We start from the raw sequence: 17832 nt of genomic DNA, 5'->3' as shown, positions 1-17832 counted from the left end.
CGGATCACGGTATCCCACCCGGCGGTCGGTCCCGCCGCCCGTGCCGCAGCATGCGCCACCCATGAACGCCGTCCTCAGCCTGTTCTCGCTCCGCCGTCGCTCGATCGCCGTGCGGCTCGCCGTCTCGGCGCTGCTCGCCAGCTCCGCGATCCTGCTGATCGCCGCCTGGATCCTGACGACGCTGTATCGCGAGACCACGGAGCGGGCCTTCGACAGCCGGCTGCTGGTCTTCGCCAACAACCTCGCCACCGACCTCGTCACCCCGAGCGACACCGAGAGCCGGGCCTTCACGCTCGGCGACCCCCGCTTCGACCTGCCGCTGTCGGGCTGGTACTGGCAGGTCGGCAAGCCCGACGCCCGGCCGCGGGACCTGCGCACCTCGCGCTCCCTGGTCGGCGTGCCGTTGAAGCCGGCCACCGATCCCGACGGCAAGGCGGGGGTCGGGCAGATCCGCCAGGGCTACGGGCGGGCGCAGGACGACCGGCTGCTCCGCATCATCGAGCGCGACGTCGACCTCGGCGAGGACGGGCGCTACACCGTGCGCGTCGCCGGCCCCGCCGACGAGATCGTCAACGACGTCGAGCGCTTCCGCAATTCCCTGTTCATGACCTTCGGCCTGCTCGGCCTGTCGCTCGCGCTGACGACCCTGCTGCAGATCCGCTTCGGCCTGGCGCCGCTGAAGAAGATGCGCGCGGCCTTGGGCGCGATCCGGCGCGGCGAGGCCGACCGGATCACCGGCACCTATCCGCGCGACATCGCCCCGCTCACCGGCGAGGTGAACCTCCTGATCGAGACCAACCGCGAGATCCTGGAGCGCGCCCGCACCCAGGTCGGCAACCTCGCCCACGCGCTCAAGACGCCGCTCTCGATCATCGTCAACGAGGTCGGCGCCTCCGACGCCCCGGCCGACCTCGCCGAGAAGATCCGCGAGCAGGCGGCGGTGATGCGCGACCAGGTGAACTACCACCTCGACCGGGCGCGCGCCGCCGCGCTCGCCGGCACGCTCGGGACCTCGACCGACGTCGAGCCGGCGCTCGCCGGCCTGGTGCGGACCTTCGGGAAGATCTATCGCGACAAGGACATCGCCTACGAGGTCCATGTGCCGCCGGGCCTGCGCTTCCGCGGCGAGCGTCAGGATTTCGAGGAGATGGTCGGCAACCTCGTCGACAACGCCTCGAAATGGGCGGCCGGCCGCGTCGCGATCCGGGCCGAGGCGGTGGATGCCCACGATTATCCCCACCTTCTCGTGGCGATCGAGGACGACGGCCCCGGCCTGCCGGAGGAGGCGCGCTCGGCGGTGCTCGGGCGCGGGCGGCGGATGGACGAATCGAAGCCCGGCTCCGGCCTCGGCCTCTCGATCGTCGCCGACCTCGCCACGCTCTATCGCGGCCGCTTCCGCCTCGAGCAGGCGGCGCTCGGCGGCCTGCGCGCCGTGCTCGAGGTGCCGGGCGACGTGCCCAAGGGCGCCGCCGGGCATTGAGCCCTGCGGCCGTGGCGGCGGCCGCCCCCGCCCCGTCGCTCCCGTCCCGTCGCCCTTGCCCTGTTTGCTCTCGTCCCGTCCGCCCTTGTCATCGCGAAAAACTTGCGTGACACCGTGACGCCGAGGGCGGGCATCGTGCCGCCCGTGCCCGCTCTCTACCATCGGCGGCACGGCCATTCGGCTCCAGCGGGGGCCGTCTTATCAATCGAAGGGATGGAGCGGCCGCGGCCTCGCCTTGCGCGAACCGGGACCGCTTCGAAGGTGCGATGACGGCGATCTGGTTCATTCTGGCGGGCATGACCGCCGCGGCCGTCCTGGCCCTGCTCTGGCCGATGTCGCGCCGCGTCGCCATCGTCCCCGATGCGGCCGGCACCGTCACCGAGACAGCGTTCTACGAGGACCAGCTCGCCGAGATCGAGCGCGACCTCGATCGTGGGCTGATCGCCCCGGCGGAGGCGGAATCCGCCCGCACCGAGGCCGCCCGCCGGCTCCTGCGCGCGAGCCGCGCGCCGGGCCCCGGAGAGGCGAGCGTGGCCGAGCCGCGCCTGCGCCAGCGCCGCGCGGCCTCGGCCTTCGCGCTCTCGACGATCCCCCTGGTCGCCCTGCTCGCCTACGGCCTCTACGGCTCGCCCGACCTGCCGGCCCAGACGCCGGCCGACCGCCAGGCGGTGCAGTCGGGCGCGCAGGACCTGATGAAGGCCGTCGGCCAGATCGAGGCGCGGCTGGCCGCCGACCCGAACGACGCGCGGGGCTGGGCCGTGCTGGCGCCGGTCTACATGCGGCTCGGGCGGTTCGAGGATGCCGCGCGGGCCTACGCGGCGATCGTCCGGATCAAGGGCGAGACCGCCGAATCCCTGTCCGACTGGGGCGAGGCGATGGTGGCGGCCGGCAACGGCATCGTGCCCGAGGAGGCCAAGGCCGCCCTCACCCGCGCCCTCGCCCTCGACCCGAAGGCGCCCAAGCCCCACTTCTACCTCGCCCGTGCCGCCGAGCAGAACGGCGACACGGCCGAAGCGATCCGCCAGCTCACCGCCCTGAACGACACGAGCCCGGCCGACGCGCCCTGGCTCGGGCTGGTGCGCGAGAACCTGGCGCGGCTCAAGGGCGAGCCCGCACCGCAATTGTCCGGGACGCCGTCGAAGTCCGCCCCCGGGCTGCCGCCCGAGCAGCGCGCCGCGATCCAGGGCATGGTCGACGGCCTCGACGAGCGGCTCGCGGCCAAGGGCGGCAGCGCCGACGAGTGGCTGCGGCTCGCCCGCTCCCGCGGCGTGCTCGGCGAGCCCGAGCGGGCGCAGGCGGTGCTGGAACGCGCCCGCGTCGCGCTGAAGTCCGATCCCGCGGCGCTCGCGAGCCTGGAAGCGGGCGCGCGCGACCTCGGCCTGTCCGGCAGGCCGGCCGACGGCATGGCGCGCGATGGGCACAGCGCCGCGCCTCCGGCCGCCCTGAACGCCACGACACCCGAATCCCGCGCCGAGACCGAATCTGCGGCCGCCGCGGTGTCGGCGATGCCGCCGGCCGAGCGCGACGCCGCGATCCGCGGCATGGTCGCCGGCCTCGATCGCCGGCTCGCGGCCAAGGGCGGCAGCGTCGACGAGTGGCAGCGCCTGGCGCGCTCCTACAGCGCCCTCGGCGATCCCGAGCAGGCCGGCAAGGTCCTGAGCCGCGCGCGGATGGCGCTCGCCGCCGACCCGGGCGCGGCCGAGAAGCTCGACACCCTGGCCAAGGAGCTCGGCCTACCGGTCCGCCCCTGACGATCTGTCCCGGCACGGGCGACTTGACCCGGGACGCGTCGCGTCCGACATCCGAGGGACAAGAATGAGGACGGTCCCGCACCGGGCCGACCTCCGTGAGGTCGGCACCGGGGCCGGACCAACCCGCCGGGGACGGACCCACTGTGACGCGCAAGAGCCGCCGCCTGATCCTAATCGCCGCCTGCGGCGCCGTCCTGGCGCTCGCCGTCGGGCTCATCCTGTCGGCGATGAGCGGCTCGATCGTGTTCTTCCGCTCCCCCAGCGAGGTGGCGGCACAGGGCGTCGGGCCGGGCACGCGCTTCCGCCTCGGCGGCCTGGTCAAGGACGGCTCGCTCCAGCGCGGGCCGAACCAGACGGTGGACTTCGCCGTGACCGACACCAACGCCACCGTCCAGGTCCAGTATACCGGCCTTCTGCCCGACCTGTTCCGCGAGGGGCAGGGCGTGGTCGCCGAGGGGACGCTCGAGCCGGGCGGCATCTTCCGCGCCGACACCGTGCTGGCCAAGCACGACGAATCCTACATGCCGCGCGAGGTCGCCGACGCGCTCAAGGCGCAGGGGCGCTGGCAGGAGGGCGGCAAGGACGGCAAGGGCTCCGTGAGAATGGACCCGCCGAAGGCCGCCGACGCCGCGCCCCCGAACCTCGGACCGCGCACCGAGCGCTGAAACCGATGTCCGAACGCCGAAAACCGATGTCATTGACTCGAGGAACCGCCGCTTGATCGTCGAGGTCGGACATTTCGCGTTGGCGCTCGCGCTGGCGCTCTCCCTGGTCCAGTCGGTGATGCCGATCTGGGCCGCCCGCTCGGGCGACGCCGCCCTGCGGCAGGTGGCGACGCCGGCCGCGCTCGGCGCCTTCGCCTGCGTGCTGTTCGCGTTCGCCGCGCTGACCTACGCCCACGCCACGTCCGACTTCTCGGTCCAGAACGTAGTCGAGAACTCGCACACGACGAAGCCGTTCATCTACAAGCTCTCCGGCGTCTGGGGGAACCACGAGGGCTCGATGCTCCTCTGGATCCTGATCCTCACCCTGTTCGGCGCGATGGTGTCGGTGGCGCGGGACTCGGTGCCGCCGGTGCTGCGGGCCAACACCCTGGCGGTGCAGGGCTTCATCACCTTCGTCTTCGTGCTGTTCGTGATCACCACCTCGAACCCGTTCACGCGGGCGGTGCCGGCGCCGGTGGAGGGCAACGACCTCAACCCGCTGCTGCAGGATTTCGGCCTCGCGGTGCATCCGCCGCTGCTCTACGTCGGCTATGTCGGCTTCTCGATTACCTTCGCCTTCGCCATCGCCGCGCTGATCGACGGGCGCATCGACGCCGTCTGGGCCCGCGCCGTGCGCCCGTGGACGCTGACCGCCTGGAGCTTCCTGACGCTCGGCATCGCGATGGGCAGCTACTGGGCCTATTACGAGCTCGGCTGGGGCGGCTGGTGGTTCTGGGACCCGGTCGAGAACGCCTCGCTGATGCCGTGGATCGCCGGCACGGCGCTCCTGCACTCGACCGTGGTGATGGAGAAGCGCGACGCGCTGAAGGTCTGGACGGTCCTGCTCGCGATCCTCACCTTCTCGCTCTCGCTGCTCGGCACCTTCATCGTGCGCTCGGGCGTGCTCACCTCGGTGCATTCCTTCGCCACCGACCCGACCCGCGGCATCTTCATCCTCGCGATCCTGATCCTGTTCATCGGCGGCTCGCTGACGCTGTTCGCGTGGCGCGCCCCGATGCTGCGGCAGGGCGGCCTGTTCGCGCCGATCTCGCGCGAGGGCGCGCTGGTGATGAACAACCTGTTCCTGGTGGCCGCCTGCGCCACCGTGCTGGTCGGCACGCTCTACCCGCTGCTGCTCGAGATGCTGACGGCGGAGAAGATCTCGGTCGGGCCGCCGTTCTTCAACTACACCTTCGTGCCGCTGGCGATCCCGCTGCTGCTGATCGTGCCGTTCGGGCAGACGCTGGCCTGGAAGCGCGGCGACGCGCTCGCCGCCTCGCAGCGCCTGTTCGCCGCGCTGGGCCTCGCCCTGGCGATCGGCCTCGGCACCCTGGCCTGGACCTGGGGCGGCCCGGCGATGGCGCCCGTCGGCGTGGGACTGGGCGCCTACCTCATCGTCGGCTCCGTCCTGGAGATCGTCTCGCGGGCCCGCGGATACGGCAGCAGCCGCACCCGCGCGGTCGGCATGGTCTGGCGCCGGGCGCTCGGCCTGCCGCGCTCGGCCTGGGGCACGGCCATCGCCCATGCCGGCGTCGGCGTGGTGGTGCTCGGCATCGCGGCGCAGGGCTGGGCCACCGAGGGCCTCGCCACCCTGAAGCCCGGCCAGACGCTGGCCACCGGCCCCTACGTCGCGACGCTCGATCGCGTCGCGCCGCGCCCCGGCCCGAACTACGAGGAGGTCGCGGCCTTCCTCACCATCCGCAACAAGGCCGGCGACGAGATCGGCCGGGTCGACACCGGCAAGCGCTTCTACCCGAGCCGCAAGATGACGGTGACGGAATCTGGCCTGCTCACCCGCGGCGTGAGCCAGGTCTATGCCAGCCTCGGCGAGATCGCGCCCGACGGCAGCATCGGCCTGAGGCTGTACTACAAGCCGCTGGTGCTGCTGATCTGGCTCGGCGCTGTGGTGATGGCCCTCGGCGGCGGCCTGTCGCTGACCGACCGGCGCATGCGCGTCGGGGCGCCCGCTCGCGCCAAGCTCAAGCCGGTTCCCCCGCACGCGGTCCCGGCCGAATGAGCCCCGCGCGCGCGCTCCGCCGCGTCCTGCTCGCCGGCCTCGTGCTCGGGGGGGCGACCGCGGCCCGAGCCGTGCAGCCGGACGAGGTGCTGAAGGACCCCGCCCTCGAGCATCGCGCGCGGGACATCTCGTCGGGCCTGCGCTGCCTGGTTTGCCAGAACCAGTCGATCGACGATTCGGATGCGCCGCTGGCCAAGGATCTGCGGCTGATCGTGCGCGAGCGGCTCAAGGCCGGCGACACCAACCAGGGCGTCGAGGATTACGTGGTGAACCGCTACGGCGAGTTCGTGCTGCTGCGCCCGGTCTTGGCCCTGCACACCGTCCTGCTGTGGCTGACGCCCCTGCTCGCGGTGCTGCTCGGCGGCTTCGGCATCTGGCGCCTGTCGCGCCGGAAGGCGCCGGCGCCGGAGCGCGGCCTGTCCGCCGCCGAGGAGGCCGACGTCGCGGCGCTGCTCCGCCGGGAGTGATCCGCGCGCCGTAGCGTCTCCCGAACGTCCGGCCCATGATGCACGCTGGCGGATTCGAGACGACGCGTCCGAAACGGCACGAGTCTTGGATCCGCCTTTCGCGAGAAGAACCCGCGAAGGGGAACGCGCATGGCCACGGCGACTCTCACCATCTCGAGCCGGAACTACTCGTCGTGGTCGCTTCGCGGCTGGCTGATCTGCAAGATGGCCGGTCTCGACTTCGAGACCGAGGTGCTGCCCGGCGGCGACGAGACCTCCCGCGCCGAGCTCCTCCACCTGTCGCCCTCGTTCCTCGTGCCCCGCCTGCACCACGAGGGCATCGTGGTGTGGGACACGCTGGCGATCGCGCAATACCTCAACGAGACCTTCCCCGAAGCCGGCTTCCTGCCGAAGGACGCCGCCGCGCGGGCGCATTGCCGCTCGATCAGCGGCGAGATGCATGGCGGGTTCATCAACCTGCGCTCGGCCCTGCCGATGAACCTAAAGGCCTTCCACCCGCGCTTCCGGGTGTTCAACGGCGCCAGGGGCGACATCGAGCGCATCGTCACGATCTTCGACGATTGCCTCGCCCGCTACGAGGGCCCGTTCCTGTTCGGCGAGCGCCCGACGCTGGCCGACGCGATGTACGCCCCGGTCTGCACCCGCTTCCGCACCTACGACGTGACCCTGCCGCCGCGCGCCACCGCCTACCGCGACGCGATCCTGCACTGGCCGCTGATGGTCGAGTGGGCGGAGGCCGCCGCCGAGGAGCCGGAGGAGATCGAAGAGCTCGACATGGAGTTCTGAGGACGGGCTTCTTCCCTCCCCCGCAGAGGGGGAGGGAAGGTCGCGCGCGAACCTGCCGAAGTGCCTAACCCTTCGGCCAGGCCCGGATGTCGACGAAGCGGCCCGCCACCGCCGCCGCCGCAGCCATGGCCGGGGAGACGAGGTGGGTGCGGCCGCGATGGCCCTGGCGGCCCTCGAAGTTGCGGTTCGAGGTCGAGGCGCAGCGCTCGTTTGGGCTGAGGCGGTCGGCGTTCATGCCGAGGCACATCGAGCAGCCCGGCTCGCGCCAGTCGAAGCCGGCGGCCTTCAGCACCGCGTCGATCCCCTCGGCCTCGGCCTGTGCCTTCACCAGCCCGGAGCCCGGCACCACCATCGCCGAGACGCCCGCGTGGACCTTCTGGCCCGCGACCATCTTGGCGACGATGCGCAGGTCCTCGATCCGGCCGTTGGTGCAGGAGCCGATGAACACCCGGTCGAGGGTGATGTCGGTGATCTTGGTGCCCGGCGTCAGCCCCATGTAGGACAGCGCCTTCTCCTTCGAGGCGCGCTTGTTCTCGTCGAGGATCGTCGCCGGATCGGGCACCGAGCCCAGCACCGAGATCACGTCCTCGGGGCTCGTGCCCCAGCTCACGATCGGCGGCAGGCTCGCGGCGTCGAGCCGGACCTCGCGATCGAAATGCGCGCCCTCGTCGCTGACGAGGCTCTCCCAATAGGCGCGGGCCCGTGCGAAGGCCTCGCCCTTCGGCGCCATCGGCCGGCCCTCGCAATAGGCGTAGGTCGTGGCGTCGGGCGCGACGAGGCCGGCGCGCGCGCCGCCCTCGATCGACATGTTGCAGATCGTCATCCGGCCTTCCATCGACAGCGCGCGGATCGCCTCGCCCGCATATTCGATGACGTGGCCGGTGCCGCCGGCGGTGCCGATCTCGCCGATGATCGCGAGCACGATGTCCTTGGCGCTGACGCCGGCCGGCAGCGCGCCGTCGACGGTGACGCGCATGTTCTTGGCCTTCTTCTGCAGCAGCGTCTGCGTGGCGAGCACGTGCTCGACCTCCGAGGTGCCGATGCCGTGGGCCAGCGCCCCGAACGCGCCATGCGTCGAGGTGTGGCTGTCGCCGCAGACGATGGTCTGGCCGGGCAGGGTGAAGCCCTGCTCGGGGCCGATGATGTGGACGATGCCCTGGCGGCGATCGAGCGCGTCGTAGAACTCGATGCCGAAATCCTGGACGTTCTGCGCCAGCGCCTCGAGCTGGATCCGGCTCTCCGGGTCCTCGATGCCCTTGGAGCGGTCCGAGGTCTGGACGTTGTGGTCGACCACCGCCAGCGTCTTCTCCGGGGCGCGCACCGTGCGGCCGGCCACGCGCAGGCCCTCGAAGGCCTGCGGGCTCGTGACCTCGTGGACGAGGTGCCGGTCGATGTAGAGCAGCGTCGAGCCGTCGGCCTCGACGTCGACGACGTGGTCGTCCCAGATCTTGTCGTAGAGGGTGCGCGGGCTCGTCATGGCTCTGGTCGCTTCGCGGCGTGTCTGTGGCCGGCCTCTAGCCGGCGCGGAGGTCTTTAGTAAGGTTCGAAACGCGATTTCGGAAGTGCTCGCCGGCCGGCCGCCGCAAATGGCTGACCGGCATCGGCTGCAGGGGGGGCGGCCGGCCGCCTCCGGTCACGGCCGCCAGAACGGCTTGTCGGCCTCCGCGCGAACGGCACGGCGGTCGAGGCCGGCGTCGCGCAGCTGGTCGTCCCGCAGGCCGGCGAGCTCGCGGCGCGCCCGGTGGCGCCGGATCCAGGTCCGCACCACGGACGGATCGAGACCGAAGATCCGCCAGCGGTCGGAGGCGGATGGCGACTGGGGTAGGGATGTGGCGGCGGGCATGATCAGCGGTCCGAAGCGGGGAGGGGAAAGCGATCCGGCCGGGATTGCCCGGGCAGGATTGAACCGATACGAATCTCGGTTCAATATGTTTATTGGCCTCGGATCAATTTAGCGGATGACCGATTACCGGAGCGTCGCCGACGCGGTCGCGGCGGAGATCGCCAGCGGGCAGATCAAGCCGGGCCATCGCCTGCCGCCGCAGCGCGCCTTCGCCTACGAGCGCGGCATCGCGGTCTCGACGGCGAGCCGCGTCTACGCCGAGCTGGCCCGGCGCGGCCTCACCCTCGGCGAGGTCGGGCGCGGCACCTACGTCCGCTCGGACCTGAGCGCCCCGGTCCGGATGCAGCCGGAGCCGGCCCCGGGCGCGGTCGACCTCCAGCGCACCCATTCCAACCTGCCGGAACAGGACGTCGTGCTGACCGAGGGGCTGGCCGCCCTCTCGCGGGCCGGCGCCACGGGCGCGGCCCTGAACCAGTACGGACCGGCGGGCACGCCCCGGGCGCGGGCCGTCGCCGCCCGCTTCCTCGCACGCGGCGATTTCGCCCCCGATCCCGACGGCGTCCTGTTCACCGGGAACGGGCGGCAGGGCTTGGCTGCGGTCCTGGCGGCGCTGGCGCGGCCCGGGGACCGCATCGGCTGCGAGCCGCTGACCTATCCGGTGGTGAAGGGCATCGCCGCCCGCCTCGGGATCGCCCTCGTCCCGCTCGCCCTCGACGCGGAGGGCATCCGGCCCGACGCGATCCTGCAGGCGCATCGTGCCGCCCCCTTGAGCGGCCTCTACCTCCAGCCGACCCTTCAGAACCCCCTGGGCCTTACCATGGGGCCGCATCGCCGGTCCGAGATCGCGGCGGTGCTGGCCCAGACAGGCCTCGTCGCGATCGAGGACGCGGTCTACAGCTTCCTCTCGGATGCGGTGCCGCTGGCGGCCCGGGCGCCGGGCCGGACGATCGTGATCGACAGCCTGTCGAAGCGCGTCATGCCGGGGCTGACGGTCGGCCTGATTGCGTCGCCGCCCGATTGGACCGACCGCCTCTCGGCCTCCGTCCGCCAGGGCGGATGGGCCGCGACCGGGTTTCCGCTCGCCGCCGGAACCCACTGGATGGGCGACGGCTCCGCCGCGCGGCTCGCCGTGGTCAAGCGCGCGGACGCGGTCGCGCGGCAGAACCTGGCCCGCGATTGCCTGGGCGACCTGTCGATCGGCGGCGACCCCTGCGCCTATCATCTCTGGCTCGACCTGCCCGAGACCTGGCGCGCCGAGGCCTACGCGACGGCGGCCCTGCGGCAGGGCATCGCCATCACGCCGGCCTCGGCCTTCGCCATCGTCCCGGGGCATGCCCCGAACGCCGTGAGGCTCGCGCTCGCCGCGCCGCCGCGCGACGACCTGCGCCGCGCCCTCACGGCGCTGCGCCGCCTGGTCGACGTGCGCGACGACCAGATGATCGACGAGATGGGATAGCCTGGACCCGGAGCCGCGCGGCCCGTACGGCCTTGTCGCCACCGCATGGGGCGCCCATCATCGCGCCGGAACCACGCCCCGACGGCGCTAGGAGCCGACCTTTGAGCCTTCGACCCGAACTCCTGATGCTGAAGCCGATGCTCGCGAGCGTCGGCGAGGCGTTGACGCCCGCCTTCGACCTGCACCGGCTCGACGCCGCGACCGACCGCGACGCGTTCCTCGCCGAGGTCGGCCCGCGCATCCGCGGCCTCGCCGTCAACGCCCAGGCCGTGGTCGACGGGCCGCTGCTGGACCGGCTGCCCAACCTGGAGATCGTCGCCAATTTCGGGGTCGGCTACGACACCATCGATGCGGCCGAGGCCGGGCGGCGCGGCGTCGTCGTCACCAACACGCCGGACGTGCTCACCGACGAGGTCGCGGACCTGGCGATCGGCCTGCTGCTCGCCACGGTGCGGCAGATCCCGCAGGCGGACCGGTATCTGCGCGCCGGGCGCTGGCCGGAGAAGCCGTTCCCGCTCACGGCGTCGCTGCGCGGGCGCCGGATCGGCATCCTCGGGCTCGGGCGGATCGGGCGGGCGATCGCGAGGCGGCTCGAAGGCTTCGGCGTCGCGGTCGCCTATCACGGGCGGCGCCCGCAAGGCGACGTGCCCTACGCCTATCATCCGACCCTGGTCGGGCTGGCGCAGGCCGTCCACGTGCTGATGGTGGTGGCGCCGGGCGGCGCCGGCACGGACGGCCTAGTCGATGCCGCGGTGCTCGCCGCCCTCGGGCCGGAGGGCCTCCTGATCAACGTCGCCCGCGGCAGCGTGGTGGACGAGGCGGCGCTGGTCGCGGCGCTGGAGGCCGGCACGATCCACGCGGCCGGCCTTGACGTCTTCGCCGCCGAACCGCACGTGCCGGAGCGGCTCGTCGCCCTCGACCGGGTGGTGCTGCTGCCGCATGTCGGATCGGGCACGCACGAGACCCGCGCCGCCATGGGGCAACTCGTCGTCGACAACCTGATCTCGTGGTTCGAGGGCCGCGGGCCGCTCACGCCGGTGGCGGAGACGCCCTGGCCGGCAGCGGGCGCCCGGGCATGAATCCGGCCCGGAACACCGTCTGCCTGCGGCTGGCCGCCGGGGCCTGGCTCGCGCTGGTCGGCGCGGCCGCCGGGCAGGATGCTCCCGCCCCGTCCGCTCCTCCGGCCTCGCCTGCATCCGAGCCTCCGGCCGCGCCCGCACCCTTCGCGATCACCCTGCCCGAGGGGCGCGGCGGCGTGCCCGGCACCTGGGACCTCTCGCGCGACGGCACCAACCGGCGCTGCGTGATGACGCTGGCCTCCGAATCCGGCGAGGCCGGGCAGAAGGTGTACTTCCCGGCCGGGTGCCGGCGGTCGGTGCCGGTGGTGGGCGCGGTCGCCGGCTGGCTCTTCGCCGACGGCGTCGTCCGCCTCGTCGACCGCAACGTCCGCCCGGTGCTGGCCTTCGCCAAGCGGCCCGACCAGCGCAGCTACGTCGCTACCGCCGAGGCGGGCGAGAGCTACAGCCTGGTGCCCCTCGAGATCGCGGCGATGCGTGCGTCGAGCCCCCTCGACCCGATGGCAATCGCCGCGGCGCCGCCCGAGGCCGCGCCCGATCCGGTGCCGGCGCAAGCTCCGCGGTCGGCCCCGGGGCCCGGGGCGCCGGCGGGGATCTACGCGCTCGACCGCCTGCTCAACCGCGACGTCTGCCGCCTCGATCTCGGCGACGGGCCGGGTGCGCCGGTGCGCCTCCTCCCGGGCTGCCGCGACAGCGGGATCGAGGTGTTCGATCCGGCGACGTGGCGCACGAGCGAAGGCCGCATGACCCTGGTGGCCAAGCGCGGGCACGTGGTGAACCTCGTGCCCGCCGGCGACGGAACCTGGCGGCGCGACCCGGAGACCGGCGTCGCCTTCGTGCTCCGCCGGGTCGCGCCCTGAGGCTTGCCGCCGCCGGGCTCGTCCGCTGCTCGCGACGGGCCTTTACTTGGCAGCGTCCGCCTTGCCGGCATCGTCCTTCGGCTTCTCCTTGCCGAGGTAGATGTATTCCGGCGCCGCGCGGAGCTGGTCCTTGTCGGTGTTGATCATCGCCCGCAGCGCCTTGCCATCGACGCGCTGCAGATGCATCGCGCTCGGGTCGACCGCGACGTACTTGGTGCCGATCCCGAGGAAGCCGCCGACGCCGACGACCCAGGCCTTCACCTTGCCGTCGAAGCCGATCACCACGTCGGCGATCTCGCCGATGGTCTCGTTGGCGCCGTTGATGATGGTCTGGCCGACGAGCTTCGAGCTGACCATGTCGTCGGGCGACTGCGCGACGAAGGTCGGCCGCAGGTTGTCGGTGAAGGTCGCGGGCTGCCCCGGCACCGCCTCGACCGGCTTCATCGGCGCCGCCGACGCGTCGGGCTTCACCGGATCGGGCTTGACGACGTCGGGCTTGACGGAGTCGGGCTTGGGCGCATCCGGCGAGGCCGTCGCTGGCTTCTCGGGCGGCACGGCCTGGGTGCCCGGCGCGGCCGTGGTCGGGGACGACGTCTGCGCGAGCGCGAGGCTCGGTCCCAGGACGGTCGTGCCCAGGGTGAGGAGGACCGTTCCGGCAATCAGGCTGCGCATCGCGTCTCGTCTTTCCATCGTCGCCCCGAGCCCGATCCGGCCCGGGGTCTACAGTGAAGCTCCCCCGCAAAAGGCCCGCCGCATCAGAAGGTTCCACCGTGCCCGCATGGTGCGCCGGCTCCGGAAAACGCGAGGGGGCCGCCCTGGACCTCGCGGCCGCGTGCGCCATCTGGTCGTGGGCCGAGCCCGCGACCGCTCCGGAGGCCGTACCCGCCCATGACCCTGCTCCGCCGCGAAGCCCTCACCCTCCTCGGTGCGGCCATGAGTGCCGCCGCCGGCAGCGCCCACGCCCTCGATGCCGGGACGCGCGCCACCGCCTTCGCCTTCGACGGGCCGGAGGGCGGGGCGATGCCGCTGTCGGCCTATGCCGGGCGGCCGATCCTGGTGGTCAACACCGCCACCGCGTGCGGCTATGCCGGGCAGCTTACCGGGCTGCAGACGCTGTGGACGCGCTTCCAGGAACGCGCGCTGACGGTGATCGGCGTGCCCTCGCCCGATTTCGGCAACCAGGAGCCCCTCGATGGCGCCGCCATCGCCGAGGCCGCCCGCAAGAACCACGGCGTCACCTTCCCGCTCACCGCCAAGACGCGGGTGAAGATGCCGGGCGCCCACCCGTTCTACCAATGGGCGGCGCTGGAGAAGCCCGGCGAGACGCCGCGCTGGAACTTCCACAAGTATCTCGTGGCCCGCGACGGAACGCTGGCCGCCGCCTTCGCGACCCAGGTCGAGCCGACCGACCCGCGGGTGATCAGCGCGATCGCCGCGGCGCTCGACAAGGCTTGAGCGTCACGGCCTGAGGCTCACGCCGCCGGCGCCTTCTCCCGGTCGGCCCCGCGCGACACCTTCAGCAGCGCGTCGAGCTCGCGTCCTGCCGCCTCGATGCGCGCGGCCACGGTCGCGTCGGCGACGACGCCGTCCGCGATCTCGTCGCCGCCGGCATAGACCGAGGTCGGCGCGATGTGCGCGGAGAAGAACCCGAACAGCGGCCGGAGCGAGTGCTCGACCACCAGCGCATGGCGCAGGCCGCCCCCCGTGGCGGCGAGCGCCACCGGCATGCTGACGAGGGCCTCGGCGTCGACGAAATCGAACACGTGCTTGAACAGGCCGGAATAGGCGCCCTTGTAGACCGGCGTCCCGACGATCAGCGCGTCGGCCCCCTCGATCGCCGCGACCAGCGCCTCGGCCGCCGGCGGGAGGCCGTCGCGCGTGAGCGCGCCGAGGCCCGGCCCGGCATCGATCAGGTCGATCACGCTCAGGTCGATGCGGCGATGGCGGCCGAGCTGCGCGCCGATCGCCTCGACGAGCGTGCGGGTACGCGAGGGCCGGTTGATGCTCGCCGAGAACGCGACGACGCGGGGCAGGGGCACGGATGGAACCTCGGGACTCGCCGGAGCGCCCCGGCCCGTGGAGGCCGGCGGCGCGATCGGTCCGTTGTGACCGGTCCGGCGACGCTTGGGAACCACCGCGGGCCGCGACTCCGGCACCGTGTCAGGGCCTGTCCGTCCGCTCCCTGGGGGCCCCGACGGAAGACCCGAGGTCATGGCGTCGGTTCTTCGAGCGCGGGGGACGATCCGGCGGAGCGCCGGATCGGAGGCTGAGGACGGCGCCCACGAGACCGGGACCGGTCGGCCCGTGCTTCGGGCCGAAGCCGCGCAGCCGCCGGAACCGGACCGCGCGGGGGGGGCGAGCCGGTGCGCAGGGCGACGACCGCCTCGATGCGGTCGACATCCGATAAGGATCGCGACGTCGACCAGCGCCGGCCGCCACAGCCGCGGCGCGACCGCCCACGCGATGCCGAGCTTGCCCGCTCGGGCGGAGAACGGCTCCGGTCCGCCCGCCGCACGCTCCTTGGCCCGTGCCATCGGGGCGGTTCGTAGCGGGACGCCGAAGGCGACGTGCTTCGCGATCATCGTCACCGCGAGCGCCGCCGTCGTCGAGACCGGAACCAGCGGCATCGTTCCCCCGAGCGTCGCCCCAAGGCCGGAAGCGTTGCACGCGCCGGTTGGTATTTCCTGAACCGGCGCGGGCGCGCGGGCGGCGTTCCGTTCCGCAAATGCGAAAGCTTGACAGGCGGGGCGAAGTCCTCGCGATGGTGCCTCCCCGAAGCGTCGGAGACCCGTCCGCCCATGAACTCGCTCGTCCCGCGCCTGAACGGCTACGCGCCCTACGCCCTGTCGCTGCTGCGCGCGGTGACCGGCCTCGTGTTCCTGCAGCACGGCACGCAGAAGTTGCTCGGGCTTCCGCCGCGGACGATGCCGGCGCCCGAGCTGCTCTCGCTCGCCGGTGCCGCGGGCCTGCTCGAGCTGGTCGGCGGCACGCTGATCGTGCTCGGGCTGTTCACCCGGCCGGTCGCGTTCTTGCTGTCGGGCCAGATGGCGGTGGGCTACTTCCTCGTCCACGCACCGAAATCGCTGTTTCCGGCGGTGAACGGGGGCGATGCCGCGATCCTGTTCTGCTTCGTGTTCCTCTACCTCGTCTTCGCGGGCGCCGGCCCCTTGAGCGTGGACGCCGCCCGCGCCGGCCGCCGCTACTGAGCGAGGCCGTCGACCGGGTCGGCATCGATCCGCACCCGCAGGATCGCGTAGGGCGGCTCCTGCAGGTCGCGGCCGTGGTTGTACTCGGGCCGGCGGTTCACCTGGGCGGCCGAGATGTAGAGCCAGCGGTCGGCGGTGATCCAGAACGTGTCCGCCCAGATCAGCCGCGGATCGGAGGCGATCACGGTGATCGTCCCGTCGGGGTCGCGCCGCCCGACGGCGTTCTGCTCCTGCAGGCTGAGATAGACCCGGTCCTTGGAATCGGTGGTGAGGCCGCCGGTCATCCCCTTCTCGCCGAGGTCCTTCACGGTCGCGGCCACCTCGGCATCCGAAACCTTCGGGTCGAGCAGGCCCGCCGTCTCGACCGAATACAGCCGGCGCGCCATCAGCGGCGCGTAGTACAGGCGGCTGCCGTCGGGGCTAAGCGCGATGCCGTTGGCGCCGCCCTTCAGGTGCTGCGGCGGGCCGTCGCCCTTGGTCTGCATCACCGGGCGCTCCTCGACGAACTTCACCACCCCCTTCTGCGACTTGGTGCTGGCATGCTCGGCCAGCCGCCGCGCCACCTGGCCGGTGGCGAGGTCGACGGCGAGGATCGCCCCGTCCTCCCCCTGGCCCTGGTCGGTGATGTAGGCGCGCTGGCGCCCAGGCCTGATCTCGACGCGCAGGTCGTTCAGCGACGAGGTCGGCACGATGCCGGCCTCGAGCGGGATCATGCGGACGATGCGGTTCGTCGCCAGGTCCATCTGGACGAGCTTCGCCCCGCCCGGCACCGGCGCGCCCTTGCCCTCGGGCAGGCCGGAATCGAGCAGCCACAGGCTGTCGTCGGGGGCGAAGACGCCGTTCGGAACGTGGAAGAACGTCGCCTGCGGCCGGCCCGCGTCGGGGGTGTTGGTGGCTTGGTCGGGATAGGGCTTCACCGAGCCGTCGGGCAGCACCTCGCCGATGGTGACCGTCTCCTTGCCGGTGAAGCGCGGCATCATCACGAAGACGCGGCCCCCGTGCGAGATCGCCAGGCCCGTCGGCGTCGAGGGCGCGTGCGCGGCGAGCGCCAGCTCCATCCGCGGCGCGGTCCGGCTCGCCACCGCGGTGCCGCCCGGCGCGGGCGAGCCCGTCTCGGCCGCGGCCGCGGGCAGGGCGAGGGCGGCGAGGCCGCCGGCGAGGAGGTGGCGTCGGACGAGGGGCATGGAGCTTACCGTTTCAGCCGCGAGGCGCGACGCGCAGGTCGATGGCGAGGATGGCGTGGCCGGCGGCGACGAACAGCCGCCGCCCGTCCGATCCGCCGAAGGCGAGGTTCGCGGCCGGCGTCGGCGTGGCGATGCGGCCGAGCGGCGTGCCGTCGGGAGCGAAGATGCGGATGCCGTCGCCGCAGGCGGCGTAGACCCGCCCGGCGCCGTCAACCTTCAGGCCGTCGGGCACGCCGGCCTCGATCGGCGCGAAGGTCCGCGGCGGCCCGAGCCGGCCGTCCGCGCCGACGGAGAACGCCATCACGGCCCGGCCGGCCTCGGGGTTGAGCGACGCGCCGGATTCGCTGACGTAGAGGGTGCGCCCGTCGGGTGCGAAGGCGAGGCCGTTCGGCTGGTCGAGGGCGTCGGTCATCGCCTCGACCTTGGCCGCCGGCGTGCCCGGCGCGGTGACCCGGTAGACGCGGCGCGCACCCTGCTCGGGCTCGGCCAGGATGCCCTCCTCGGGCTGGGTGATGCCGAAGACCGGGTCGGTGAACCACACCGCCCCGTCGGCGGCGACCACCGCGTCGTTGGGCGAGTTTAAGCGTCTGCCGGCGAAGGCGTCCGCTAGCACGATCTTCGTCCCGTCCGGCTCGCGCCGCACCACCCGCCGGGTGCGGTGCTCGCAGGTAATCAGCCGCCCCTGCCCGTCGAGCGTGTTGCCGTTGCCGTTCTCGGAGGGGTCGAACAGGGTTTTCACCGACCGGTCGTCGGCGAGCACGCGGATGCGGTTGGCCTTGGTGTCGCTGAACACCAGCCCGCCGAGCCCGGGTGCCCAGCACGGCCCCTCGCACCAGCGCCCGTCGTCGAACAGCGTCCGGATCGGGGCGGCGGGATCGATCAGGGCGTCGAGCCGCGGATCGTCGACCCGCACCACCGCGCCCGCTGCCCGCACCGTCGAGGCCGCGAGCAGGCCGAGGCCGGCCGCGAGGACGACGCGTCTGTGAAGGTTCGGCATGGCAT

Annotated in this window: 17 protein-coding genes; 11 read left to right on the top strand and 6 right to left on the bottom strand. The window is 72.9% G+C overall.

Annotated features, from left to right (window positions below):
* Nucleotides 1-61 precede the first annotated feature (61 nt).
* The 6 genes from MKK68_RS09110 to MKK68_RS09085 all read left to right on the top strand — a co-directional run bounded on the left by MKK68_RS09110 (nucleotide 62) and on the right by MKK68_RS09085 (nucleotide 7205).
* A complete protein-coding gene (locus MKK68_RS09110; RefSeq protein ID WP_147729508.1) occupies nucleotides 62-1480 on the top strand; it encodes a sensor histidine kinase in 1419 nt (472 codons plus the stop codon).
* A gap of 266 nt (nucleotides 1481-1746) precedes the next feature.
* The gene (gene ccmI / locus MKK68_RS09105) at nucleotides 1747-3231 is read left to right on the top strand and encodes a c-type cytochrome biogenesis protein CcmI (RefSeq protein ID WP_244029952.1); all 1485 of its coding nucleotides are present in this window, start codon (nucleotides 1747-1749) and stop codon (nucleotides 3229-3231) included.
* Nucleotides 3232-3374: 143 nt separating this feature from the next.
* Nucleotides 3375-3896, top strand: a complete 522-nt coding sequence (ccmE, locus tag MKK68_RS09100; RefSeq protein WP_147729140.1) for a cytochrome c maturation protein CcmE — start codon at nucleotides 3375-3377, stop codon at nucleotides 3894-3896.
* 52 nt (nucleotides 3897-3948) lie between these two features.
* Nucleotides 3949-5952: a heme lyase CcmF/NrfE family subunit gene (locus tag MKK68_RS09095; protein ID WP_244029950.1), complete on the top strand. Its 2004-nt coding sequence runs from the start codon at nucleotides 3949-3951 to the stop codon at nucleotides 5950-5952.
* A complete protein-coding gene (locus MKK68_RS09090) occupies nucleotides 5949-6419 on the top strand; it encodes a cytochrome c-type biogenesis protein (RefSeq protein WP_244029948.1) in 471 nt (156 codons plus the stop codon). Before MKK68_RS09095 ends, MKK68_RS09090 begins: the two co-directional genes overlap by 4 nt.
* A gap of 129 nt (nucleotides 6420-6548) precedes the next feature.
* Nucleotides 6549-7205, top strand: coding sequence for a glutathione S-transferase family protein (locus tag MKK68_RS09085; RefSeq protein ID WP_147728451.1), 657 nt, complete (start codon nucleotides 6549-6551; stop codon nucleotides 7203-7205).
* 64 nt (nucleotides 7206-7269) lie between these two features.
* On the opposite strand, the gene leuC is transcribed toward MKK68_RS09085, so the two are convergent.
* Together leuC and MKK68_RS09075 are read right to left on the bottom strand one after the other, a co-directional pair.
* On the bottom strand, nucleotides 7270-8682 hold the full coding sequence (gene leuC, locus MKK68_RS09080; RefSeq protein ID WP_147728450.1) for a 3-isopropylmalate dehydratase large subunit: 1413 nt from the start codon (nucleotides 8680-8682) through the stop codon (nucleotides 7270-7272).
* A gap of 156 nt (nucleotides 8683-8838) precedes the next feature.
* On the bottom strand, nucleotides 8839-9048 hold the full coding sequence (locus MKK68_RS09075) for a DUF1127 domain-containing protein (RefSeq protein WP_147728449.1): 210 nt from the start codon (nucleotides 9046-9048) through the stop codon (nucleotides 8839-8841).
* A 115-nt stretch (nucleotides 9049-9163) separates the two neighbouring features.
* Here MKK68_RS09075 and MKK68_RS09070 point away from each other — a divergent pair, with 115 nt between their 5' ends.
* The 3 genes from MKK68_RS09070 to MKK68_RS09060 all read left to right on the top strand — a co-directional run bounded on the left by MKK68_RS09070 (nucleotide 9164) and on the right by MKK68_RS09060 (nucleotide 12440).
* Nucleotides 9164-10504, top strand: coding sequence for a PLP-dependent aminotransferase family protein (locus MKK68_RS09070; RefSeq protein WP_147859381.1), 1341 nt, complete (start codon nucleotides 9164-9166; stop codon nucleotides 10502-10504).
* A 125-nt stretch (nucleotides 10505-10629) separates the two neighbouring features.
* Entirely contained in the window at nucleotides 10630-11583 is a 954-nt protein-coding gene (locus MKK68_RS09065; protein WP_244030118.1) for a 2-hydroxyacid dehydrogenase, read from the top strand.
* Nucleotides 11580-12440: an AprI/Inh family metalloprotease inhibitor gene (locus MKK68_RS09060; protein WP_147859382.1), complete on the top strand. Its 861-nt coding sequence runs from the start codon at nucleotides 11580-11582 to the stop codon at nucleotides 12438-12440. Before MKK68_RS09065 ends, MKK68_RS09060 begins: the two co-directional genes overlap by 4 nt.
* A 42-nt stretch (nucleotides 12441-12482) precedes the next feature.
* Here the strand turns inward: MKK68_RS09060 and MKK68_RS29725 are convergent, their stop codons facing one another.
* Nucleotides 12483-13112 (bottom strand): PRC-barrel domain-containing protein, encoded by a 630-nt coding sequence (locus MKK68_RS29725; protein ID WP_313899222.1) that lies wholly within the window; start codon nucleotides 13110-13112, stop codon nucleotides 12483-12485.
* Nucleotides 13113-13328: 216 nt separating this feature from the next.
* Here MKK68_RS29725 and MKK68_RS09050 point away from each other — a divergent pair, with 216 nt between their 5' ends.
* Nucleotides 13329-13895 (top strand): glutathione peroxidase, encoded by a 567-nt coding sequence (locus tag MKK68_RS09050; protein ID WP_147728620.1) that lies wholly within the window; start codon nucleotides 13329-13331, stop codon nucleotides 13893-13895.
* 17 nt (nucleotides 13896-13912) lie between these two features.
* Here the strand turns inward: MKK68_RS09050 and MKK68_RS09045 are convergent, their stop codons facing one another.
* Complete coding sequence (locus MKK68_RS09045) at nucleotides 13913-14479, bottom strand: NAD(P)H-dependent oxidoreductase (RefSeq protein ID WP_409567203.1); 567 nt, start codon at nucleotides 14477-14479, stop codon at nucleotides 13913-13915.
* Between the two features lie 759 nt (nucleotides 14480-15238).
* Between MKK68_RS09045 and MKK68_RS09040 the strand changes: the two genes are divergently transcribed.
* Nucleotides 15239-15646, top strand: a complete 408-nt coding sequence (locus MKK68_RS09040) for a DoxX family protein (RefSeq protein ID WP_147859383.1) — start codon at nucleotides 15239-15241, stop codon at nucleotides 15644-15646.
* Here MKK68_RS09040 and MKK68_RS09035 read toward each other — a convergent pair.
* Together MKK68_RS09035 and MKK68_RS09030 are read right to left on the bottom strand one after the other, a co-directional pair.
* A complete protein-coding gene (locus tag MKK68_RS09035) occupies nucleotides 15640-16830 on the bottom strand; it encodes an SMP-30/gluconolactonase/LRE family protein (RefSeq protein WP_147859384.1) in 1191 nt (396 codons plus the stop codon). The genes MKK68_RS09040 and MKK68_RS09035 overlap by 7 nt on opposite strands.
* A gap of 13 nt (nucleotides 16831-16843) precedes the next feature.
* Complete coding sequence (locus tag MKK68_RS09030; RefSeq protein ID WP_147859385.1) at nucleotides 16844-17827, bottom strand: SMP-30/gluconolactonase/LRE family protein; 984 nt, start codon at nucleotides 17825-17827, stop codon at nucleotides 16844-16846.
* Nucleotides 17828-17832: the final 5 nt, after the last annotated feature.

Source organism: Methylobacterium sp. E-016 (assembly GCF_022829745.1).
GTDB lineage: Bacteria > Pseudomonadota > Alphaproteobacteria > Rhizobiales > Beijerinckiaceae > Methylobacterium.
This window is presented reverse-complemented; position numbering and strand designations above follow the sequence as displayed.